This window comes from Streptomyces cyaneofuscatus, assembly GCF_000718135.1.
Lineage (GTDB): Bacteria > Actinomycetota > Actinomycetes > Streptomycetales > Streptomycetaceae > Streptomyces > Streptomyces cyaneofuscatus.
The window spans coordinates 125085-143318 of the sequence record NZ_JOEM01000005.1; the positions used below are offsets into that span (position 1 = coordinate 125085).

General features: G+C 69.0%; 19 protein-coding genes, 1 pseudogene and 1 riboswitch. Of the genes and pseudogenes, 12 read left to right on the forward strand and 8 right to left on the reverse strand.

Translation table 11 applies throughout. The features are described 5' to 3' along the window. Positions 1-154 precede the first annotated feature (154 nt). From IF17_RS1000000139450 to IF17_RS1000000140340, 4 genes and pseudogenes are all read left to right on the forward strand, one after another. The gene (locus tag IF17_RS1000000139450) at positions 155-802 is read left to right on the forward strand and encodes a hypothetical protein (protein WP_209437755.1); all 648 of its coding nucleotides are present in this window, start codon (positions 155-157) and stop codon (positions 800-802) included. 23 nt (positions 803-825) lie between these two features. Then, positions 826-1476 (forward strand): hypothetical protein, encoded by a 651-nt coding sequence (locus tag IF17_RS1000000139690; protein ID WP_244890449.1) that lies wholly within the window; start codon positions 826-828, stop codon positions 1474-1476. A 139-nt stretch (positions 1477-1615) separates the two neighbouring features. Further along, positions 1616-2725: a hypothetical protein gene (locus IF17_RS0109625; protein ID WP_157851141.1), complete on the forward strand. Its 1110-nt coding sequence runs from the start codon at positions 1616-1618 to the stop codon at positions 2723-2725. Between the two features lie 232 nt (positions 2726-2957). Continuing rightward, positions 2958-3152, forward strand: a pseudogene (locus IF17_RS1000000140340) (hypothetical protein); the annotation flags it as partial. On the opposite strand, the gene IF17_RS01000000136265 reads toward IF17_RS1000000140340, so the two are convergent. Further along, complete coding sequence (locus IF17_RS01000000136265; protein WP_030564169.1) at positions 3134-4003, reverse strand: nucleotidyltransferase domain-containing protein; 870 nt, start codon at positions 4001-4003, stop codon at positions 3134-3136. The pseudogene IF17_RS1000000140340 and the gene IF17_RS01000000136265 overlap by 19 nt on opposite strands. A 7-nt stretch (positions 4004-4010) precedes the next feature. Then, positions 4011-4553: an SLATT domain-containing protein gene (locus IF17_RS01000000136270; protein WP_032771831.1), complete on the reverse strand. Its 543-nt coding sequence runs from the start codon at positions 4551-4553 to the stop codon at positions 4011-4013. A 288-nt stretch (positions 4554-4841) separates the two neighbouring features. Here IF17_RS01000000136270 and IF17_RS0109640 point away from each other — a divergent pair, with 288 nt between their 5' ends. The 5 genes from IF17_RS0109640 to IF17_RS0109660 all read left to right on the forward strand — a co-directional run bounded on the left by IF17_RS0109640 (position 4842) and on the right by IF17_RS0109660 (position 10875). Beyond that, positions 4842-5615 carry an ATP-binding cassette domain-containing protein gene (locus IF17_RS0109640; RefSeq protein ID WP_030564170.1) on the forward strand — a complete coding sequence of 258 codons (774 nt, stop codon included), beginning with the start codon at positions 4842-4844 and terminating at the stop codon, positions 5613-5615. Beyond that, positions 5587-7683: a YhgE/Pip family protein gene (locus IF17_RS0109645; protein WP_030564171.1), complete on the forward strand. Its 2097-nt coding sequence runs from the start codon at positions 5587-5589 to the stop codon at positions 7681-7683. The genes IF17_RS0109640 and IF17_RS0109645 overlap by 29 nt, the downstream gene beginning before the upstream one ends. Positions 7684-7712: 29 nt before the next feature. Further along, positions 7713-8324 carry a TetR/AcrR family transcriptional regulator gene (locus IF17_RS0109650; RefSeq protein ID WP_018511982.1) on the forward strand — a complete coding sequence of 204 codons (612 nt, stop codon included), beginning with the start codon at positions 7713-7715 and terminating at the stop codon, positions 8322-8324. 365 nt (positions 8325-8689) lie between these two features. Then, positions 8690-9307 (forward strand): DUF4126 domain-containing protein, encoded by a 618-nt coding sequence (locus IF17_RS0109655; protein ID WP_026241479.1) that lies wholly within the window; start codon positions 8690-8692, stop codon positions 9305-9307. A 65-nt stretch (positions 9308-9372) separates the two neighbouring features. Then, positions 9373-10875 carry a phytoene desaturase family protein gene (locus IF17_RS0109660; protein WP_078615856.1) on the forward strand — a complete coding sequence of 501 codons (1503 nt, stop codon included), beginning with the start codon at positions 9373-9375 and terminating at the stop codon, positions 10873-10875. Positions 10876-10896: 21 nt separating this feature from the next. On the opposite strand, the gene IF17_RS0109665 is transcribed toward IF17_RS0109660, so the two are convergent. The 6 genes from IF17_RS0109665 to IF17_RS0109690 all read right to left on the reverse strand — a co-directional run bounded on the left by IF17_RS0109665 (position 10897) and on the right by IF17_RS0109690 (position 15741). Continuing rightward, the gene (locus IF17_RS0109665; protein WP_030564173.1) at positions 10897-11871 is read right to left on the reverse strand and encodes an SCO2102 family sporulation regulator; all 975 of its coding nucleotides are present in this window, start codon (positions 11869-11871) and stop codon (positions 10897-10899) included. Positions 11872-11919: 48 nt separating this feature from the next. Next, a complete protein-coding gene (gene metF / locus IF17_RS0109670; protein WP_076967482.1) occupies positions 11920-12837 on the reverse strand; it encodes a methylenetetrahydrofolate reductase [NAD(P)H] in 918 nt (305 codons plus the stop codon). A 121-nt stretch (positions 12838-12958) separates the two neighbouring features. After that, on the reverse strand, positions 12959-13609 hold the full coding sequence (gene thiE, locus IF17_RS0109675; RefSeq protein ID WP_030564175.1) for a thiamine phosphate synthase: 651 nt from the start codon (positions 13607-13609) through the stop codon (positions 12959-12961). A gap of 80 nt (positions 13610-13689) precedes the next feature. After that, a complete protein-coding gene (locus IF17_RS0109680) occupies positions 13690-14055 on the reverse strand; it encodes an Rv2175c family DNA-binding protein (RefSeq protein WP_030564177.1) in 366 nt (121 codons plus the stop codon). A gap of 70 nt (positions 14056-14125) precedes the next feature. Continuing rightward, the gene (locus tag IF17_RS0109685; protein WP_030564179.1) at positions 14126-15370 is read right to left on the reverse strand and encodes an NAD(P)/FAD-dependent oxidoreductase; all 1245 of its coding nucleotides are present in this window, start codon (positions 15368-15370) and stop codon (positions 14126-14128) included. Between the two features lie 29 nt (positions 15371-15399). Then, the gene (locus tag IF17_RS0109690) at positions 15400-15741 is read right to left on the reverse strand and encodes an avidin-fold protein (protein WP_030564181.1); all 342 of its coding nucleotides are present in this window, start codon (positions 15739-15741) and stop codon (positions 15400-15402) included. 52 nt (positions 15742-15793) lie between these two features. Next, positions 15794-15906: riboswitch (TPP riboswitch) on the forward strand. Here IF17_RS0109690 and thiO point away from each other — a divergent pair. The 3 genes from thiO to IF17_RS0109705 all read left to right on the forward strand — a co-directional run bounded on the left by thiO (position 15904) and on the right by IF17_RS0109705 (position 18127). Beyond that, positions 15904-17112: a glycine oxidase ThiO gene (gene thiO / locus IF17_RS0109695; protein WP_030564183.1), complete on the forward strand. Its 1209-nt coding sequence runs from the start codon at positions 15904-15906 to the stop codon at positions 17110-17112. (Overlaps the previous riboswitch by 3 nt.) Next, positions 17109-17330, forward strand: a complete 222-nt coding sequence (gene thiS / locus IF17_RS0109700) for a sulfur carrier protein ThiS (RefSeq protein WP_018511972.1) — start codon at positions 17109-17111, stop codon at positions 17328-17330. Before thiO ends, thiS begins: the two co-directional genes overlap by 4 nt. A gap of 2 nt (positions 17331-17332) precedes the next feature. After that, the gene (locus IF17_RS0109705; protein WP_030564186.1) at positions 17333-18127 is read left to right on the forward strand and encodes a thiazole synthase; all 795 of its coding nucleotides are present in this window, start codon (positions 17333-17335) and stop codon (positions 18125-18127) included. The last annotated feature ends 107 nt before the right edge of the window (positions 18128-18234 follow it).

The following is an 18234-nucleotide window of genomic DNA, read 5'->3' on the forward strand; positions in this document are numbered from 1 at the left end:
GAAAGGCTCACTGCCCAAGATCCACTTTCGATACACGGCCTCGCAGGCCGCGCCGGTTCGGTGGACCTCGGCAATCCACTGGCGTGGGGGCACTGTCGGGTCATATCCTGATCTGTTCTTCGATGAGTAACTACCACACGGAGGCTGCTAGTTGATGGACGTAGCGAGGATGATGGCTCAGCTTGATGAGCTTATTGCTGAGTACCGAGAAATGATCAGCACCCGGGCTGAAGGAGTACTGGCCTCTGATCGAGCCAAGCTCCTTGTGAGCCGTCTCGAAGCCGCTATCGATCGCTTGGCCCCTCCTGGTAGTAGCTACGTGAGGCAGCTAGATGCCTATCGGGAACAAAAGCGAACCTCGCTGAAGATTCGCGAGATATTTAGCATTGCTCTTGGCCTCCATCACGACCTGGCATCCGGATGGATGGAGACATTTGCTGAGATGGCGCACGCTGACACCCATAAAAGTTACCTGGATATGGCAGAGACGTTGTTGCAATCGGGATACAAGGACGCCGCAGCCGTCATCACAGGTACGTCATTGGAAGTTCATGTGCGAACACTCTGTGTTAAATATGGCATAGACACCGAACTGGCCAGTGGTGCACCGAAGAAGGCCGACGCCATGAACTCCGACCTGAAGAAGGCTGACATCTATGACGGACTACGGCAAAAGCAGATTACGGCCTGGATGGACCTGCGCAACAAGGCGGCTCACGGTGACTACCAAAGCTACGACGAACACCAGGTACGTATGTTCATTGATGGCGTGCGGGACTTCATGCTGAAGTACTCGGCATAGCCCGCAGACAAGGGGACTAAACGATGGTCAACATCGACAAGGTAGTCGAGCAGCTCAACTTTCTGATCAAGGCTTCCGAAAACTACGCACGGAACGATAACTGGTCTCTCCTGCATGACGGGGCAGACGACCCCATTGTTCTCAGCAACCGGCTCGAAGCCGCAATCGAGCGAGCTACGCGACCGACCTCTCTGTATATGAAGCAGCTTGACACTGCCCGCCGTAGCGTACAGCCTTATCGACTCAGAGAAGTGCGCATTGTCGCACTGGGACTACGTGACGATTTGGCCGCCGGGTGGGTAGAATCGGTCGTCGAGCTGGTACACGCTGATACCTACCGCGATTACTTGGAAATGGCGGAGGAGCTGCTTGCCAAGGGATACAAGGATGCCGCGGCCGTCATTACGGGAACGTCCCTCGAAGTCCACGTGCGCGCTCTGTGCGCGAAGAACAACGTGACCGCGGCAGTGGCAGGCAAGCCAAAGAAGGCCGACACCATGAACGCCGACCTCAAGAAGGCTGGAGTGTACGACGGCTTGCAGCAGAAGGAAGTTACCGCCTGGATGGACCTCCGGAACAAGGCAGCCCACGGGGACTACGCCGACTACGACCGCGAGCAGGTACGTCGGCTCATCGGTGGAGTAGAAGCCTTTATGAGGAAGTACCCAGCGTAGGCGAACCCAGTAGGCCAGGGGTAGGTGTGAAGACTTCTCGCTATCAGTCACCCTTAGCCTACGGATGACTTGGACCATTGTGATGATGTCATGACGTCAGGTGCGCCGAGAATAATTCGGATCGAAAGAAGAGGGACCAATGACAGTTCAAGATGATGTGGTGGCGCTCGGCATAAGAAGTGATGCCGCCTATGTCGGCCGGTTCAGTCGCGATTTGGGTGCATCGAGAGCCTCTGGACACGGCGGTACCATCATGTTCTGTTTGGTGCCGTACCTGTCACTGTTTGTACATGAGTCGTATAGCAAGCTCAAGCGAATTGATCCCAAATTGCCCGCCTTGTTGTCGGCTGATGCCGAAGCAATCGTTGCGCGTTCACGCCACAGTTTGAAGCTTTTCGAGGACAACCGGCGCGGCATTGAAGGGCAGCTTGCGTACTTCCGTGACGAGATCTCGCCTGCACACGCGGATAAATTCCTGAACAACACGTGGCTTAAGGCTGCCCGCTTTCTAGAGACAGACTTGGGTCTCTATAGCTACGACGGAAGGATTATCTCGACGACGCATGCCGCCACGTTCCATCTGGGATTTGACCCTGTCGCACTACTGGAGGAGGAGGCGGGTCCGAATCTGCAATCCGTCTACGAAGAGTACGGCCGTTACTTCAGTGGGCTGGGCGCGAGGACCGATTCAGGCGCGAAGACCTTTGTGAGTCATCTCGATCCGATGCGCTTTGATCAGCGGGACAACGACGTTCGATCGACTAATTACTACGGTCAAGTATTTAATGGCAAGGGTACGCCAGACCTCAACCGGCTACTGATGGTTTTCCGGGGTTTGATGAATTTCGTCGACTCCATGGTCGGGCTGGGCGCAGATGCGAATGAGGTCGAGTACACCGTATTCAAGATTCGCTTTCTGACCCTATACCAGGTTCTTGGCAGCTTGCAGATGCTTCATGACGAACGGCCCGGTGACCTCACCACGCAGTCCACGAGGCTTATCGAAAAGATCACGGGCACGCGGTCGGCAAGCCTGATTATGGATCGCTCAGCAAAGCCGTTCCGCAACACCCTGATGCACTACAACCTGGACTCTCGCGTCGACCTGGCGAGGGTGGACGCAGCTCAGCCACTCTTTGGACTCGTGCCGATCTATTTTCCGTCGCACGACGCTGCATCGTTCGTCGAGGCCGTTGACAGCTGTATCGAGGAAACCGCGTCGATCATAGAGGAGTGGGCTACTGCCTGAGCAGTGAGCGCGGAGTCAGTTCGGCGAGCACGAGGACTCGGCCGTCTGCACGTAGGACAGCACTGCGGCCACTGGTCGCGGGGTGCTTGGCTTGCGCGGCTTATTCAGGCGGACCTGACAGGCGTGGCCGGCGCAGGGTTGGTCGGCTCGATCCAGGCGGCCGACTCCGGCTTCCCGCTCCTGGCGTCTTTGACCGCAACGCTGACGGCTACGACACCGATCAACCACCAAAGGCCGTTGGCAGCATCGGCACAACAGCACACACGCCAAAATCCGCAGCCTGGGCGAGCAGGCAATGGCCTCCCTGAAAGACTGGCGCCTCCTATCAACACGTCTCCGCGTGAGGTTGGAAAGGGTTCAGTGGTTCAGTGCAGGCCAGGGGCTACCTACGCACAGGATTCCCAACGGTCAGCGCTTGGGGAACTGACCGCCGAACAACAAACCCAGGTAGTCGAAAGCCGACTGCACGTTCCCCGACTGTTCAGCTGTGACGACCTTCCTGGCCCGTGTCGCAGCTGTGTGGAGGTTGGAAAGCGCGATTGTTCGGGTTGCCACGCTAGAGCATGCAGAGAAACGACTCGCCTTCCCCATAGGGTCATTCATGTCCGCCAGGTCCATCTTGTTAAGCCACTCCAGGTATCCGCAGAAATACAGAGCAGCACTGAAGGATTTCTGTGCTGCCATGTACTGCGCAGCACGCATCTCCAGGTAGAAGGAAGAGATCGGCACTCGGTTGTAGTACTTCCATGCCTTGGCCAGCCGGGCGAGCTTCTTTGTGCCGCCGACGACGCCAACCTGCTGGTTGGTGCTGTTGACATAGTCCAGGTGCGCAGTCGGGGCCGAACTCATCCACCCACCGGCTGGTCCGGGTATGTCATAGATCGGCGTCTCACTCTGGGAGGACGTACGAAATCCTGGGAGGATCTCCCATTGCTCCACTCCACCAGCGAACCTGACGACGACTGTTGGACGGCGGATCTCAACAGCGGTCGTCGGAAAGCTCGCCTTCAGGGCGTCTTTCACCCAGTTCAGGGCGGTGTCAGAAGTGGGCTGGCTACCGCTCATGCTGACCAGGAGATCCACGTCGCAGTGGTTCCTGATGCCAGTTCCGTGAGTAAACGAGCCTGTCTCGCGGAAGAGTTGCACGCCGAAACGGGTGGACCCCTTCAATGAGGTTTCGACGCTGAGTCGGTGTCGAGCCTTGGCGTCCCGCTCGCTCTGGAGAGGTGTCAATCGTTCCAGAAAAATGTCGAATCCCTGAGAGACCGTCAGCGCCATCGTTTCTCTACCGCCCCGTCGTCGTGGTCGTTTCGTCGACAGCGTAAGTCTGCCCACCGCTGCCGATGTTCCGCTGAGCTCGCCTGTACGCCCGAGTATTTGGCGGCTCGGCAGTCTTGTTCTGCTCATCCCGTCGGGCCGTGAGTTCAGCTAGGGCTTGACGTGCCTCCTCTATGGTCGAGTAAGGCAAGTCGATCTCCCTGACCTGGCGAGCCGCAGTCTGGATCTCCAAGTAGGCGTTACCTGCGGCCGCCGCCTGATTCATCCGTTGCGCGGCATTGATCGTGGTGAGGATCACGCCACAGCCAGAAGCGACGAGGGCAAGGATGCCAGCAGGAACCCGCCCCGCGGTGGAGACGAGGGCGGCAGCACCAGAGATAGCGGCCAGCACACTTGCTGGTATGCCGAGCCAGAGGTTAACGCTCCGCCACTGTTTGGTCAGCTCGAACTGCATCTGCCCGCTATACATGGCGCTCTCTTCGAGCCGCTTCAGTTCGACTTCGATCGCACTCCGACGCGCGGCCTCGGAGGGGCCGTCAGGGTCTGTCATGCCGACAAAGGTACGGGCAAGCGGCGGGCATCCGGCAGTAGTTGCCAGCCACCAGCCCAGGCGGGGCGTCGCTCTGGCCATCACGAACGTCCCACTCGCCACCTTCGCCAGGTTCGGCGAGACGAGACGGCCGCGGCTCGCCAGCTTGAGTGGACATTCGCCACATACATAGAGAACGGACACCTGCCGTTTTGCTTCGAGCGCGAGTTCGGGCTAACTTTTTGCACTGACCGGTCAGTTCAAAGAATGGGACCGGATCGGATCACGGACGAGATCAGGGGAGGGTCTGTGGAGAGCCCGCACGGTGCCGCAGTCGGCGCCGAGGACTTCGGACTCAAGGGGCCGCGCGGCTGGGTCTTCCGCCACGTGGGGTTCAGCGCTCCACCGGGGTCGCTCGTCGCCGTCGAGGGGCCCTCCGGCTCCGGACGCACCTGTCTTCTGCTCGCCCTGACCGGCCGTATGCGCGCCACCGAGGGCAGCGCGGAGACCGGCGGCCTCGAACTGCCCCGCAAGGCGGCCGCCGTCCGCAGGATCGCGGCCCTCGGCCCGGTGCCCGGCGTCAGCGAGCTGGACCCCGCCTTCACCGTCGCCGAGCACCTGCGCGAACGGGCCCTGCTCCAGGGCCGTTACGGGGCCTCCCTGCGCACCCTGCTCCGCCCGCGCGCCGAACGCCGGGCCACCGCCCGGGCCCGGATCGACACGGCGCTCGAAGCCGCGGGGCTCGACCCCGCCACCCTGCCGAAGGCCGAGCGGACCTCCGTACGGGATCTGGAGCGGCTCGAAGCGCTGCGGCTCTCCGTCGCCCTGGCGCTGATCGGCACCCCGCGGCTGCTCGCCCTGGACGACGCCGACCTCAAGCTCTCCCCCGCCGAACGCGCCGACGCCTGGGCGCTGCTGCGGTCCGTGGCCGACTCCGGCACCACGGTGCTCGCCGTGTGCAGCGAGGCCCCCGAGGACGTCCAGGTCGTCCGCACCACGCCCGCGACCGCCGAAGAGGCCCCGACCGCACCCACCGACGAAGAGGAGAGCGCCGATGCGATCGCCGAAACTGGCCGCGCTTGAGCTGCGGCGGTTCCGCAGGGGGAAGCTGCCGGCCGCCGCGCTGGTCGCCCTGCTGCTGCTGCCGCTGCTCTACGGCGCCCTGTACCTGTTCTCGTTCTGGGACCCGTACGGGAACCTCGACAAGCTGCCCGTCGCCCTGGTCAACAACGACAAGGGGGCTTCGAACGACGGCAAGCGTGTCGAGGCGGGGGACGAGATCAGCGACAAGCTCCTCGACTCCAAGGTGTTCGCGTGGCATGAGGTGAGTTCCGCGGAGGCGGAGAAGGGCGTCGAGGACGGGACGTACTACCTCTCGCTGACGATGCCGGCCGACTTCAGCAAGAAGATCGCGTCCAGCGGCGGGGACTCCCCCGAGACGGGCGCGCTCCAGGTGCGGACGAACGACGCCAACAACTACATCGTCGGGCAGATCTCCAAGACTGTCTTCGGTGAGGTGCGCAACGCCGCCTCCACCAACGCCTCGCGGGGCTTCCTGGACCGGATCTTCGTCAACTTCTCCGATCTGCACGACAAGACCGCCGACGCGGCCAAGGGCGCCGACGAGCTCAAGGGCGGCATATCGAAGGCGAAGAAGGGCTCCAAGGAGCTCGCGGACGGCCTCAAGGACTCCAAGGCGGGCACCGAGCGGCTCTCCGACGGAATCGTCAAGCTGAACACCGGCGCGGGCGAAGTCGCCTCCGGTGCCCGCCAGGTGGCCGGTGGCACCCAGCAGCTGGCCGACAAGGTCAACGGCGCCGCCGGCCGGGCCCGCCCCTTCTTCACGTACTTCAAGGAGAACGGGAAGAGCATCGGGGAGACCGCCCGCCTGGCCGCCGACGGGGCGAAGACCGCGCGCGAGAACCTCGGCAAGCTGGTGGCCGCCGCCCCGGCGGCGGCAGCCGACGCCCGCACCGCCGCCGACGAACTCGGTGAGGTGTACCGCACCCGGTGCGAGGAGGCGGACGAGCCCGACCAGGCGTCCTGCCCCGCGTTGAAGAAGGCCAGTGAGGCGGCGTCCGACGCCGCCGCGACGGCCGCCGACGTGAGCAAGCTGGTCAGCAGTCAGAACGGCGAGCTGAAGACGCTCAGCAGCCACCTGGCCGCCTTCCAGAAGCAGGCCGAGAACCTGGCGCAGCACGCGCCGAACCTGGAGTCCGACCTGGAGAAGGCCGTCAAGGACGTCAACGCCCTCAACACCGGCGCCCAGAAGGTCGCCAAGGGCGCGGTCGCGCTGCACACCGGCCTCGGCAACGCCCGCACCGGCTCGGCCGACCTCAACACCGGCATGGGCAAGCTGAAGACGGGCGCCGAGAACCTCGACGGCGGGCTGTTCCGGCTCGGCGACGGCTCGGCCGAGCTCGCGCAGGGGCTCAACGACGGCGTCGAGAAGATCCCGGACTACGACAAGAAGGACCGCGACGCCCGGACCGACGTCATGGCCGACCCGGTGAAGCTGGCCTCCAAGTCCCTTCACGCGGCACCCAACTACGGCACCGGTTTCGCCCCGTACTTCATCCCGCTCTCCCTCTGGGTCGGCGCGATGGTCGCTTACATGATCATCCAACCGCTCAACAAGCGGGCCCTCTCCACCGGCGCCTCCGCCTGGCGGATCGCCTTCGCCGGCTGGCTGCCGGTCGCCGCCATCGGCATCCTCCAGGTCGGCGCCCTGATGGCCGTCCTGCACTGGGGCCTCGGGCTGGAGATGGAGCGCTCGGCCGGGACGATCGCCTTCCTGGCGCTGGTGACCTGCTGCTTCGGCGCGATCGTCCAGTGGCTCAACGCCTGCTTCGGCGCGGCGGGACGCATCCTGGTGCTGGTCGTGCTGATGCTCCAGCTGACCTCGGCCGGGGGCACCTACCCCGTGCAGACCAGCCCCGGCTTCTTCGGCGCGATCCACCCGTACCTGCCCATGACGTACGTCGTCGAGGGGCTGCGCAGGCTCATCACCGGCGGTCCCCTCGGCCCGGTCTGGCTGGGCTGCGCGGTGCTGGGAGCCTTCACCGTCGGCGCCCTCGCCCTGACCGCGTTCACCGCCCGCCGCAAGCAGGTGTGGAGCCTGAGCCGGCTGCACCCGGAGCTGAGCCTGTGAGCGCCCCGGAAGCTGGGAGAATCGGCCTCATGGAAAGCAGTGGCACCACGCGCCGCCAGGCCACCCGGCAGAGGCTCTACGAGGCGGCGGTGACCCTCATCGCCGAGCAGGGCTTCTCCGCCACCACCGTCGACGAGATCGCCGAGCGGGCCGGGGTCGCCAAGGGCACGGTCTATTACAACTTCAAGAGCAAGACCGAACTGTTCGAGGAGCTGCTCCGGCACGGCGTCGGGCTGCTCACCGCCTCACTGCGGGCCGCCGCCGAGGAGTCGGAGGAGCGCGGCGGCACCCGGGTCGAGGCACTGGACGCGATGATCCGGGCCGGCCTGGCCTTCATCGACCGCTACCCGGCCTTCACCCAGCTGTACGTGGCCGAGCTCTGGCGCACCAACCGCGCCTGGCAGTCCACGCTGCTGGTGGTGCGGCAGGAGGCCGTCGCGGTGGTGGAGGACGTGCTGCGCGAGGCGGTGCGCAGCGGTGAGCTGAGCGAGGAGATCGACATTCCGCTGACGGCCGCGGCGCTGGTCGGGATGGTGCTGGTGGCGGCGCTGGACTGGCAGGCGTTCCAGCCGGAGCGGTCGATCGACGAGGTCCACTCGGCGCTGTCCCTGCTGCTGCACGGGCGGGTCAGCGGGCACTGAGGGCCGGAGCTCTCGGAGAATCGCAAAAAACACGAAGACGCCGGCCGGTGAAGCTCGCATCCCCCTGCGAACTCCACCGGACCGGCGTCTTCCGTGCATCCGCCGGACCCGTCCCCGTGACCCCGTATGTCCCCCGTGGCCCCCGGTCCTGACGTCGTGCACCCCCGTTCCGGCAGGGGCCGCGCCGGTCCGCCGCCCCGTGTCGGCGGTCCGGGCGCCGCGCCCCTTCCGTGGTCACCACTCTTCCGTCCCCGCAGGTCCGGGCCTATCCGCGCACCTACTCATCTCGCTCCCTGAGTACGGGTACTCAGGGCTGCGCACCCGACCCCAGCCCGTTGTCGGACCGGGTCGTTACGATCTCCTGCGTGTCCGTAATCCCTCTGGTGTTCACAAGCGGCTGGGCGAGCGGGATCAACGCCTATGCGGTGGTCCTGTTGCTCGGCGTCTTCGGCGCGACCGGCGTCTCCGACGAGGTGCCCGCCGCGTTGCAGCGCACCGACGTCCTGATCGTGGCCGGTGTGCTCTTCCTCTGCGAGGTGGTGGCCGACAAGATCCCGTACGTGGACTCGGTCTGGGACACCGCGCACACCGTGATCCGCCCGGTGGCGGGGGCGGTGATCGCCGCGCTGCTCGCCGGGGAGAGCGGTTCGCTGCCGGAGCTGGCGGCCGGGGCGATCGGCGGGTCGACGGCGCTGATGAGCCATCTGGTGAAGGCCGGCACGAGGATGGCGGTCAACACCTCGCCGGAGCCCTTCAGCAACATCGGGATGAGCATCGCCGAGGATCTCGGGGTCGCCGGGGTCGTCACGTTCGCCATATTCAACCCGGTGGCGGCGGCGATCATCGCCGCGGTGCTGCTGGTGCTCGGGATCGTCATAGTGATCTTCCTGGCCTCGCGGATCCGCCGCTTCCTGCGCCGCCGGGCCCAGCGCCGCGAGGAGAAACGGCTGGCCGGCGCGGAGGGGCCCTGGCCTCCCGGCTGAGCTGCCGGTCGGTGGGCCCCGGCCTCCCGGCCGGGCTGTCGGTGGTGGTCGATAAAGTCACCCGCATGGCACGAATTGCGGTGATCGGCGCCGGGACGGGCGCCATGGCGGCGGCCGCCCGGCTCGCCGTCGCGGGCGACAAGGTGACGGTGTACGAGCGGTCCGCGAGCTACGGCGGCTCGCTCGGCCGCCATGAGCACGAGGGCTTCGTCTTCGACACGGGACCCGGGCTGCTGCATCTGCCCGCCGTCCAGCGGGACCTCTTCGTCAAGACCGGCAAGGAGTCCCTGGAGCAGAGCGTCACGCTGACCCAGGTCGACCCGGCGAGCCGTCACCTCTTCGCCGACGGCACGGCGGTGTCCCTGCCCAACGCCTCGCGGGCCGGGGTGGCCTCCGCCCTGGACGCGGCGCTCGGCGCCGGTGCCGGGGAGCGGTGGACCGGGTTCCTGGAGCGGGCCCGGGACGCCTGGGACCGGTCGCGGCGGCCGTTGCTGGAGGAGCCGCTCCGGGCGGACCACCAGGTGCTGGGCCGCGACCCGTATCCCGCCCTGAAGCAGCGGCGGTTGCTGCGCACCCGGCAGGCGGCCACCGTGGCGGAGATCGGCGCCTGGGAGCTGGCGGACGCCCGGCTGGCCGCCCTGCTCGACGGGTACGCGCTTTCCTACGGCCTCGACCCGCGCACCGCGCCCGCGAGCGCCGCGCTGCTTCCGTACATGGAGCAGAGCTTCGGCAGCTGGTACGTGATGGGCGGGATGCGGGAGCTGGCCCGGGCGGTGTACGAGCGGTGTGTGGCCCGGCGGGTGGAGTTCGTCTTCGGGGCCGAGGTGGTCCGGGTCGTGGAGAAGGACGGCCGGGCGGCGGGCGTGGAGCTGGCCGGCGGTGAGGTGGCCGAGGCGGACCGGGTGGTGCTGGGGGTGCGGCCGCACGCGGGGCTGGTGCCGGGCGGGCAGGTGTGGGGCGCGGACGACGTGACGGTCCGGGAGGGCTCGGTGCCGGGGCGGTTCGTGGTGCTGCTGTCGCTGCGCGGGGGCCGGGAGGCGGACGCGGTGCACCGGACCGTGGTGCACAGCGCCGATGCGGCTGCGGAGCGGGAGGCGGTGTTCGGGGGCCGGGTCGCCGCGCACCCGACGGTGACGGTACTGCGCCCCGACGATCCGGCGACCCGGCCGGACGAGGCGCACGAGGCGGTGACGCTGAGCGCGGTGGTGGCCCCGCAGGGCCCGGTGGACTGGACGGACCCGGCGGTGCGGCAGCGGTTCGCGGACGTGCTGGTGGAGCGGGCGGGCGCGGCCGTGCCCGGGCTGCGGGAGCGGATCCTGCACACGGAGGTCCGTACGCCTGCGGAGACCGAGGCGGAGACGGGGGCCGAGGGCGGTGCGGTGCCGCCGCCCGCGCTGGCCGGTGCTCAGGGCGCGTATCTGCACCCCCGCAACCTCACCCGGCTGCCGGGGCTCTATCTGGCGGGCGGCTGGTCGCACCCGGGCGGCGGGCTCGCGCACGCCGGGATGTCGGGGACGCTGGTGGCCGGGCTCGTGGTGGAGGGCGACGGATTCCGCGGCTCGCAGTAGGGGCCGCGGGGGCGCGCCGCCTCAGTAGCGGTACTGCTCGTTCTGGCCGGTGTCGTAGCCGTTGGTGTTGCCGTTGCCCTGGCCGTACGGAGCGGGCTGCTCGGGCTCCATCGGGGGGTACTGCTCGGCGTCGCGCTGCTGCGGGACCCAGACGCCGCCGGGCGGGGTGTCCGTGGTGTACGCGTCCGTGCCGTAGCTCTGGGCGTAGGGGTCGGCGTAACTCTGCTGGCCGCCCTGGCTGTCGTAGCCGTTGCCGCCGTTCCCGTAGGCGTCGTAACCGGCGTAGGAGGCCGTCCCGTTGGTGGTGCCGATGTACGGGTCGGAGTAGGCGGCGTAGCTCTGCTGGCCGGTCGTACCGTAGTCGTACGAGCCCGCGTAGGGGTCCTGGGCCTGCTGCGGGTCGTAGCCGGTGTACGGGTCGTACGCGGCGAACTGCGGCTGGCCCGCCGGGTCCGGCTCGTACCCGTGCTGGTCCTGGGCGCCCGAGCTGTCCGGCCCGTAGCCCGAGTCGCTGTACACGCCGTACTGGCCGGTGTCGTCGGGCAGCGGCTGCGGCTCGTAGACCGAGGTGACCGAGGTGGGGTCGTCGGACCCGGTGGCCGGAGCCCCGATGCCGTTGCCGAAGGAGTCGAAGGCCGGTTCGGCCGCGGGGTCCGAGACCTCCAGGCCGGAGACCTCCAGCGTGGGCTCCTTGGCGGCCGCGCGCTCGCCGCCGCCCCGGCGACGGCGGCTCTCGCCCGGGCTGCCGCCTATGGCCCAGCCGGTGGAGAAGCCGCGGCGGAAGGAGAGCGTCACATAGGTCTGGCCGGTGGCGAAGGCGAGGGTGCCGACGACGATGACCGGGACGGAGGCGAGCAGGACCCCCATGACCACGCCGAGGAAGCCGCCGAAGGCGAGGAGCCGCCAGCGCAGCCGCGCCTTGTACTGCAGCAGCACCTCACCGAGCAGCCACAGCGCCACCAAGCCGAATGCGATGTAGAGGACCGTCCAGCCCACGCCCGCCCCCTCCTGCGGCCGCAGCCGCTCGGGGGCGGGTACGGCCGGTCACGACTGCTTGTGCAGTCCGAGATTCTCGTAGATTTCGAGCGTTGCCGTCGAGTTGTTGAGCGTGATGAAGTGCAGCCCGGGCACACCCTCGGACAGCAGTTTCGCGCAGAACTCCGTTGCGAACTCGATACCGATGGAGCGTACAGCGGCCGGATCGTCCTTGACCGCGAGGATCCGCTCTTTCAGCGGCTCCGGGACGGTCGCGTTGCTGAGCTGGGAGAATCTTTCCAGTTGCTTCACACTCGTGAGCGGCATGACCTCGGGAATCACCGGCGTATCGCAACCGGCCGCGACCACCCGGTCACGCATCCGGAGGTAGTCCTCCGGGCGGAAGAACATCTGGGTGATCGCGTAGTCGGCTCCGGCCCGGCACTTGTCGACGAAGTGGCCGATGTCCGTCTCCCAGTCGGAGGAGCGCGGGTGCATCTCGGGGAACGCGGCGACGCCGACGCAGAAGTCGCCGGACTCCTTGATGAGGCGGACGAGGTCGGCCGCGTACTTCACGCCCTGCGGGTGCTCGACCCACTCCCCCATGGGGTCGCCGGGCGGGTCGCCGCGGACCGCGAGGATGTTCCTGATCCCGGCGTCGGCGTACTGGCCGATCATGTTGCGTAGCTCGGCGACCGAGTGGCTGACCGCGGTGAGGTGGGCGACCGGGGTGAGCGTGGAGTCGGCGGCGATCTGCTGGGTCGCCCGCACGGTCCCGGCCCGGGTGGAGCCGCCGGCCCCGTAGGTCACCGAGACGAAGCTCGGGCGCACCGCCTCGACCCGGCGCAGCGCGTTCCAGAGGTTGCGCTCGCCCTTCTCGGTCTTGGGCGCCCAGAACTCGAAGGAGTACGAGGTCTTGCCGGTCGCGAGCAGGTCACGCACCGTGCGTGCGTGGTCCGTCCTGGTGGAAGCTGTCCCAAGGGCCATAGGGCGAGGTTAACCAGGGGGTGGACACTCCCCCAACCAGAGCGGCCAAGATTGTCTCGTTTTGCCGGTTTGCCGTCCACCCCTTGGGACGAAGGTGGATCGGAGACCTCGTAAGACCTGATCAGAGGGTGTGTGCCCGGACCCTCTTCGCGAGCTCGGCGGTGGCGGCCGCCGGGTCGTCCGCCGCGGTGATCGCCCGGACGACGACGATCCGGCGGGCGCCCGCCTCCAGCACCTCGTCCAGGTTGCCCGCGTCGATGCCGCCGATCGCGAACCAGGGGCGCGACTGCCGCAGGGAGGCGGCGTACCGCACGAGGCCGAGGCCGGGGGCGTGGCGGCCGGGCTTGGTGGGGGTGGGCCAGCAGGGGCCGGTGCAGAAGTAGTCCACGCCCACCTGGGCGACGGCGGCGTCGACCTCGGACTCGGCGTGCGTGGAGCGGCCGATCAGCCGGTCGGAGCCGACGATCGCGCGGGCGGCGGGCACGGGCAGGTCGCCCTGGCCCAGGTGCAGGACGTCGGCCCCGATGGCGTGGGCGACGTCGGCGCGGTCGTTGACGGCGAGGAGCTTGCCGTGGCGCCGGCAGGCGTCGGCGAAGACCGCGAGGTGCTCCAGCTCCTCGGCGGCCTCCATGCCCTTGTCCCGGAGCTGGACGATGTCGACACCGCTGGAGAGCACGGCGTCCAGGAAGGCCGGGAGGTCGCCTTGGCGCTTACGGGCGTCCGTGCAGAGGTAGAGCCGGGCGTCGGACAGCTGCTCGCGAGGCGTGGGCATGGTGGATTCCCCCCGTGGTCGTGGCGGGGCACGGGCCCGCGCTCAGCGCGGGGCCCGTACGCCGCTTCCGGTCGTGTCGGTCAGACGGCGAGCGCCTGGGCGCGGCGCTTCACCTCCGTACCGCGATTCTCACTCAGCGCCTGTGCGGGGGTGCCGGGCAGGGTCGGGTCGGGAGTGAAGAGCCACTCCAGCATCTCTTCGTCGGAGTAGCCGTCGTCCCTCAGGAGGGTCAGGGTGCCGGAGAGGCCCTTGACCACCTTGTCGCCGTCGATGAAGGCGGCAGGCACCTGGAGCGTCCGGTTCTCACCACGGCGTACGGCGATGAGCTGGCCCTCCTTGACCAACTGCCGTACACGCGTCACCTCGACATCGAGCTTTTCCGCGATGTCGGGAAGGTGGAGCCAGGCGGGGACGAGAGCATCGGTCTTTGCGTCAATCTCGGTCACAAGGACAAGCGTGCCATCCGGGACTGACAGCCGGTAGCCGGGCCGACCGTACGGGGGTCGGCCCGGGGCGTCACAGGGCGGTGGACTTCAGCGGTACGGCGGGGTCGGCGACCCGCTCGGGGTCGAGGACGGCCCCGGATTCGATGAGCTTGCGGCCCTGGGCGAGGTCGCGCGGGCGCCCCACCGCGAGGACGGCGACCAGCGCACCGGCCTTCAGCCAGCACACCGACCAGGTGGCCTCGGCGCCGTCGCCGCGCCAGATCAGGGTGTCGGCGTGGGCGTGGTGGCCGGCGTACTGCACGAAGCGGCCGAACTGCTCGGACCAGAAGTACGGGACGGGGTCGTGGACCGGCAGCGGCTCACCGCGCTCCGCGGCGAGGATCGCGGCGGCCGCGGTGCGCGGGCCTTGGAGGGCGTTGTCCCAGTGGTGGATCAGCAGGCGTTCGCCGTAGCGGGCGGAGGGGAAGGAGGCGCAGTCCCCGACCGCGTACACATCAGGCAGGGAGGTGCGCAGGGCGCTGTCGGCGGTGACCGAGCCGTCCGGGCCGCGTTCGATCCCGGAGCCGGCGAGCCAGCCGGTGGCGGGGCGGGCGCCGATGCCGACGACCACGGCCCCGGCGGGCAGCGTCCGGCCGTCCGCGAGGACAACCGTGGACTCCTCGACGCGCTCGACCCGGGCCTCGGTGAGGAGTCCGGTGCCGCTCTGGGCGTACCAGTCGGCCATCGGGGCGGCGACCTCGGCGGGCAGGGTGCCGGCCAGCGGGCGGGCGGCGGCCTCGACGACGGTGACCGCGCAGCCGGCGGCGCGGGCGGCGGTGGCGAACTCGGCGCCGATCCACCCCGCCCCGACGACGACCACGTCGTGCCGCTCCTCCAGGACGGGCCGCAGCCGGGCGGCGTCGTCCAGGGTGCGCAGCAGATGGACGCCGGGGACGCCTTCGGTGCCGGGCAGGGCGATGGGCTCGGCGCCGGTCGCCAGGACCAGGACGTCGTAGGGGACGGGGCCGTCCGCCGTGTCCAGGACGTGGTCGGCGGCGCGCAGGGCGGTGACGTCCACACCGAGGCGCAGCGTGATGTCCAGCGCCTCGAAGTCGACGTCGAAGGCGGAGTCCTCGGCCTTGCCCAGCAGCACCGCCTTGGACAGCGGCGGCCGGTCGTAGGGCTGGTGGGGTTCGGCGCCGATCAGGGTGACGGGGCCGGTGAAGCCGGCTTCCCGCAGGGCGACGGCGGTCTGCACGCCCGCCATGCCCGCTCCGACGACCACGACGTTCCGTGTCGGCCGCCCAGCCACGTGGTGTTCCGTCTGCTCGCTCACGTGTACCACTCTATTCAGCTGACGCGACGTCAATGGGTGACTTCCTCCACCACGCTCGTCCCGCTGCCTTCCTGTGACTCCCATTCCCAGCGCTCGTCCAGCCGCACCCGGCCGTCGGCGAGATCGGTGACGGTGGAGAGGCAGTGTCCGGAAGAGGTCGTTCCGTCCTGCTTGAGCTGGACGTAGCGGAAGTCGAGGGCATCCCCCTCGCGGGTGCCGACGAGATGGCCGCGGACCACGTCACCGCCCGCGTACTCGGCCCAGATCGTGCCGTCCCGCTCGTGGTACGTGAAGCGGGTACGGGTGCCGACCTGGCCCGGGGCCTGGTCGGCGACGGGTGAGAGGACGAGTCCGTCGAGTGAACGGGCCATGGTGGCTGCTCCCTTGCCGGGCGAGAGGCGGGTGGGTCTAGGCTGGACAACGTAGAACACTCGCGGGAGCCCGGACGCACCGGGCTGAGAGGGAGGCTGGAGCGCCTCCGACCGTACGAACCTGATCCGGGTCATGCCGGCGAAGGGAGGGGCTGGACACCCATGCGCGTCTCGGGGAAGACCTCCGGAAGCCCGGGGGAGAGATCAGGGTCCGATGTCCTCGTCATCGGGGGCGGCGTCATCGGCCTGGTCACGGCGTGGCGGGCGGCCCAGCGCGGGCTGACCGTCACCGTGGCCGATCCCGGTCCGGGCGGCGGCGCCGCCCAGGTCGCGGCGGGCATGCTGGCCGCCGTCACCGAACTGCACTACGGCGAGGAGATGCTGCTCGGCCTCAACCTCGCCTCGGCCGCCCGCTATCCGGAGTTCGTCGCGGAGCTGGAGGCGGCGAGCGGCCGGGAGACCGGCTTCCGTACCTGCGGAACGCTGGCTGTCGCGCTGGACTCCGACGACCGGGCCCATCTGCGGGAGCTGCACGCCCTCCAGGAGCGTTCGGGCCTGGAGTCGGTCTGGCTGAGCGGCCGTGAGTGCCGCCGCCTGGAGCCGATGCTCGCCCCGGGGGTACGGGGCGGGCTGCGGGTGGACGGTGACCACCAGGTGGATCCGCGTCGGCTCGCCGCGGCGCTGCTGACCGCCTGCGAGCGGGCGGGGGTGGTCTTCCGCAGGGCTTCCGCCGTACGGCTCACCGTCAGCGGGGGCCGGGCGGCCGGAGCCGTGCTCGACGACGGTACGGAGGTCGGGGCCGACCAGGTCGTCCTGGCGGCGGGCAGCCTCAGCGGGCGGCTCGCGGGGCTGCCGGAGGAGGTCGTGCCGCCGGTCCGCCCGGTCAAGGGCCAGGTTTTGCGGCTCACCGTGCCCCGGGCGTACGCCCCCTTCCTCAGCCGGACCGTGCGCGCCGTCGTCCGCGGCGGCCACCTCTACCTCGTGCCGCGCGAGAACGGCGAGCTGGTCGTCGGCGCCACCAGCGAGGAGATGGGCTGGGACACCACGGTCACCGGCGGCGGGGTCTACGAGCTGCTGCGCGACGCCCACGAACTGGTGCCCGGCATCACCGAGCTGCCGCTCACCGAGACCCGGGCCGGACTGCGCCCCGCATCCCCCGACAACGCCCCGCTGCTCGGCCCGACCGCCCTGCCCGGTCTCCTCCTCGCCACCGGCCACCACCGCAACGGCGTCCTGCTGACGCCCGTCACCGGCGACGCCATGGCCGAGGCGCTGACCACCGGCGAGCTGCCCGAGGTGGCCCGCCCCTTCACCCCGGGCCGGTTCACGTCCGCCGGCGCCGCCCCCGTACTCCAGGAGCAGCCCGTATGAGCACGCTGAGCCCACCCGTGTCGGTATCGGTCAACGGGGAGCCGCGCGTCCTCGACGCGGGCACCGCGCTGGACCGCCTCGTCGCCACCCTGACCACCGCGCCCTCCGGCGTCGCCGCCGCCGTCAACGAGTGCGTCGTGCCGCGCGGCCAGTGGGCCGCCACCACGCTCGGCGAGGGCGACCGCGTCGAAGTCCTGACCGCTGTCCAGGGAGGCTGACCGTGTCCGACGACGTCTTCACCCTGGGGCCGGCCACCTTCGGCTCCCGGCTGATCATGGGGACCGGCGGGGCGCCGAGCCTGGAGGTGCTGGAGCGGTCGCTGATCGCCTCCGGCACCGAGCTGACCACCGTCGCGATGCGCCGGCTCGACCCGACCGTGCAGGGCTCGGTCCTCTCCGTCCTGGAGCGCCTCTCCATCCAGGTGCTGCCCAACACGGCGGGCTGCTTCACGGCCGGTGAGGCGGTGCTGACCGCGCGGCTGGCCCGGGAGGCGCTCGGCACCGACTGGGTCAAGCTGGAGGTGGTCGCCGACGAGCGGACGCTGCTGCCCGACCCGATCGAGCTGCTGGACGCGGCGGAGATCCTGGTCGACGACGGGTTCACCGTGCTGCCGTACACCAACGACGACCCGGTTCTCGCCCGGAAGCTGGAGGACGTGGGGTGCGCGGCGATCATGCCGCTCGGCTCCCCCATCGGCTCCGGGCTCGGCATCCGCAACCCGCACAACTTCGAGCTGATCGTGGAGCGGGCCGGGGTGCCGGTGATCCTGGACGCGGGGGCCGGGACCGCGTCGGACGCGGCGCTGGCGATGGAGCTGGGGTGCGCTGCTGTGATGCTCGCCTCGGCGGTGACCCGGGCGCAGGAGCCGGAGCTGATGGCGGGTGCGATGCGGCACGCGGTGGAGGGTGGGCGGCTGGCGTACCGGGCGGGGCGCATCCCGCGCCGCCACTTCGCGGAGGCGTCGTCGCCGGTGGGCGGGCGGGCGGCGCTGGATCCGGAGCGGCCGGCGTTCTGAGGTCCCCCGCGCCCCCCACCACCTGGGACGTGTCCCTGTCACGGATCGGCTGCAGAACGGCCCCGGGAGTGCCCCGGCCCGTCCGGGGTGTCGGTGGCGGCTCGTAG

Bases quoted from the DNA above. Each gene is read 5' to 3' on its own strand.
- thiE (WP_030564175.1), bottom strand. From the start codon at position 13,609: ATGCCCACGCCTCGCGAGCAGCTGTCCGACGCCCGGCTCTACCTCTGC.
- IF17_RS0109625 (WP_157851141.1), top strand. From the start codon at position 1,616: ATGACAGTTCAAGATGATGTGGTGGCGCTCGGCATAAGAAGTGATGCC.
- IF17_RS1000000139690 (WP_244890449.1), top strand. From the start codon at position 826: ATGGTCAACATCGACAAGGTAGTCGAGCAGCTCAACTTTCTGATCAAG.
- thiO (WP_030564183.1), top strand. From the start codon at position 15,904: ATGCGCGTCTCGGGGAAGACCTCCGGAAGCCCGGGGGAGAGATCAGGG.
- IF17_RS0109650 (WP_018511982.1), top strand. From the start codon at position 7,713: ATGGAAAGCAGTGGCACCACGCGCCGCCAGGCCACCCGGCAGAGGCTC.
- IF17_RS01000000136270 (WP_032771831.1), bottom strand. From the start codon at position 4,553: ATGACAGACCCTGACGGCCCCTCCGAGGCCGCGCGTCGGAGTGCGATC.
- thiS (WP_018511972.1), top strand. From the start codon at position 17,109: ATGAGCACGCTGAGCCCACCCGTGTCGGTATCGGTCAACGGGGAGCCG.
- IF17_RS1000000139450 (WP_209437755.1), top strand. From the start codon at position 155: ATGGACGTAGCGAGGATGATGGCTCAGCTTGATGAGCTTATTGCTGAG.
- metF (WP_076967482.1), bottom strand. From the start codon at position 12,837: ATGGCCCTTGGGACAGCTTCCACCAGGACGGACCACGCACGCACGGTG.
- IF17_RS0109660 (WP_078615856.1), top strand. From the start codon at position 9,373: ATGGCACGAATTGCGGTGATCGGCGCCGGGACGGGCGCCATGGCGGCG.
- IF17_RS0109690 (WP_030564181.1), bottom strand. From the start codon at position 15,741: ATGGCCCGTTCACTCGACGGACTCGTCCTCTCACCCGTCGCCGACCAG.
- IF17_RS01000000136265 (WP_030564169.1), bottom strand. From the start codon at position 4,003: ATGGCGCTGACGGTCTCTCAGGGATTCGACATTTTTCTGGAACGATTG.
- IF17_RS0109645 (WP_030564171.1), top strand. From the start codon at position 5,587: ATGCGATCGCCGAAACTGGCCGCGCTTGAGCTGCGGCGGTTCCGCAGG.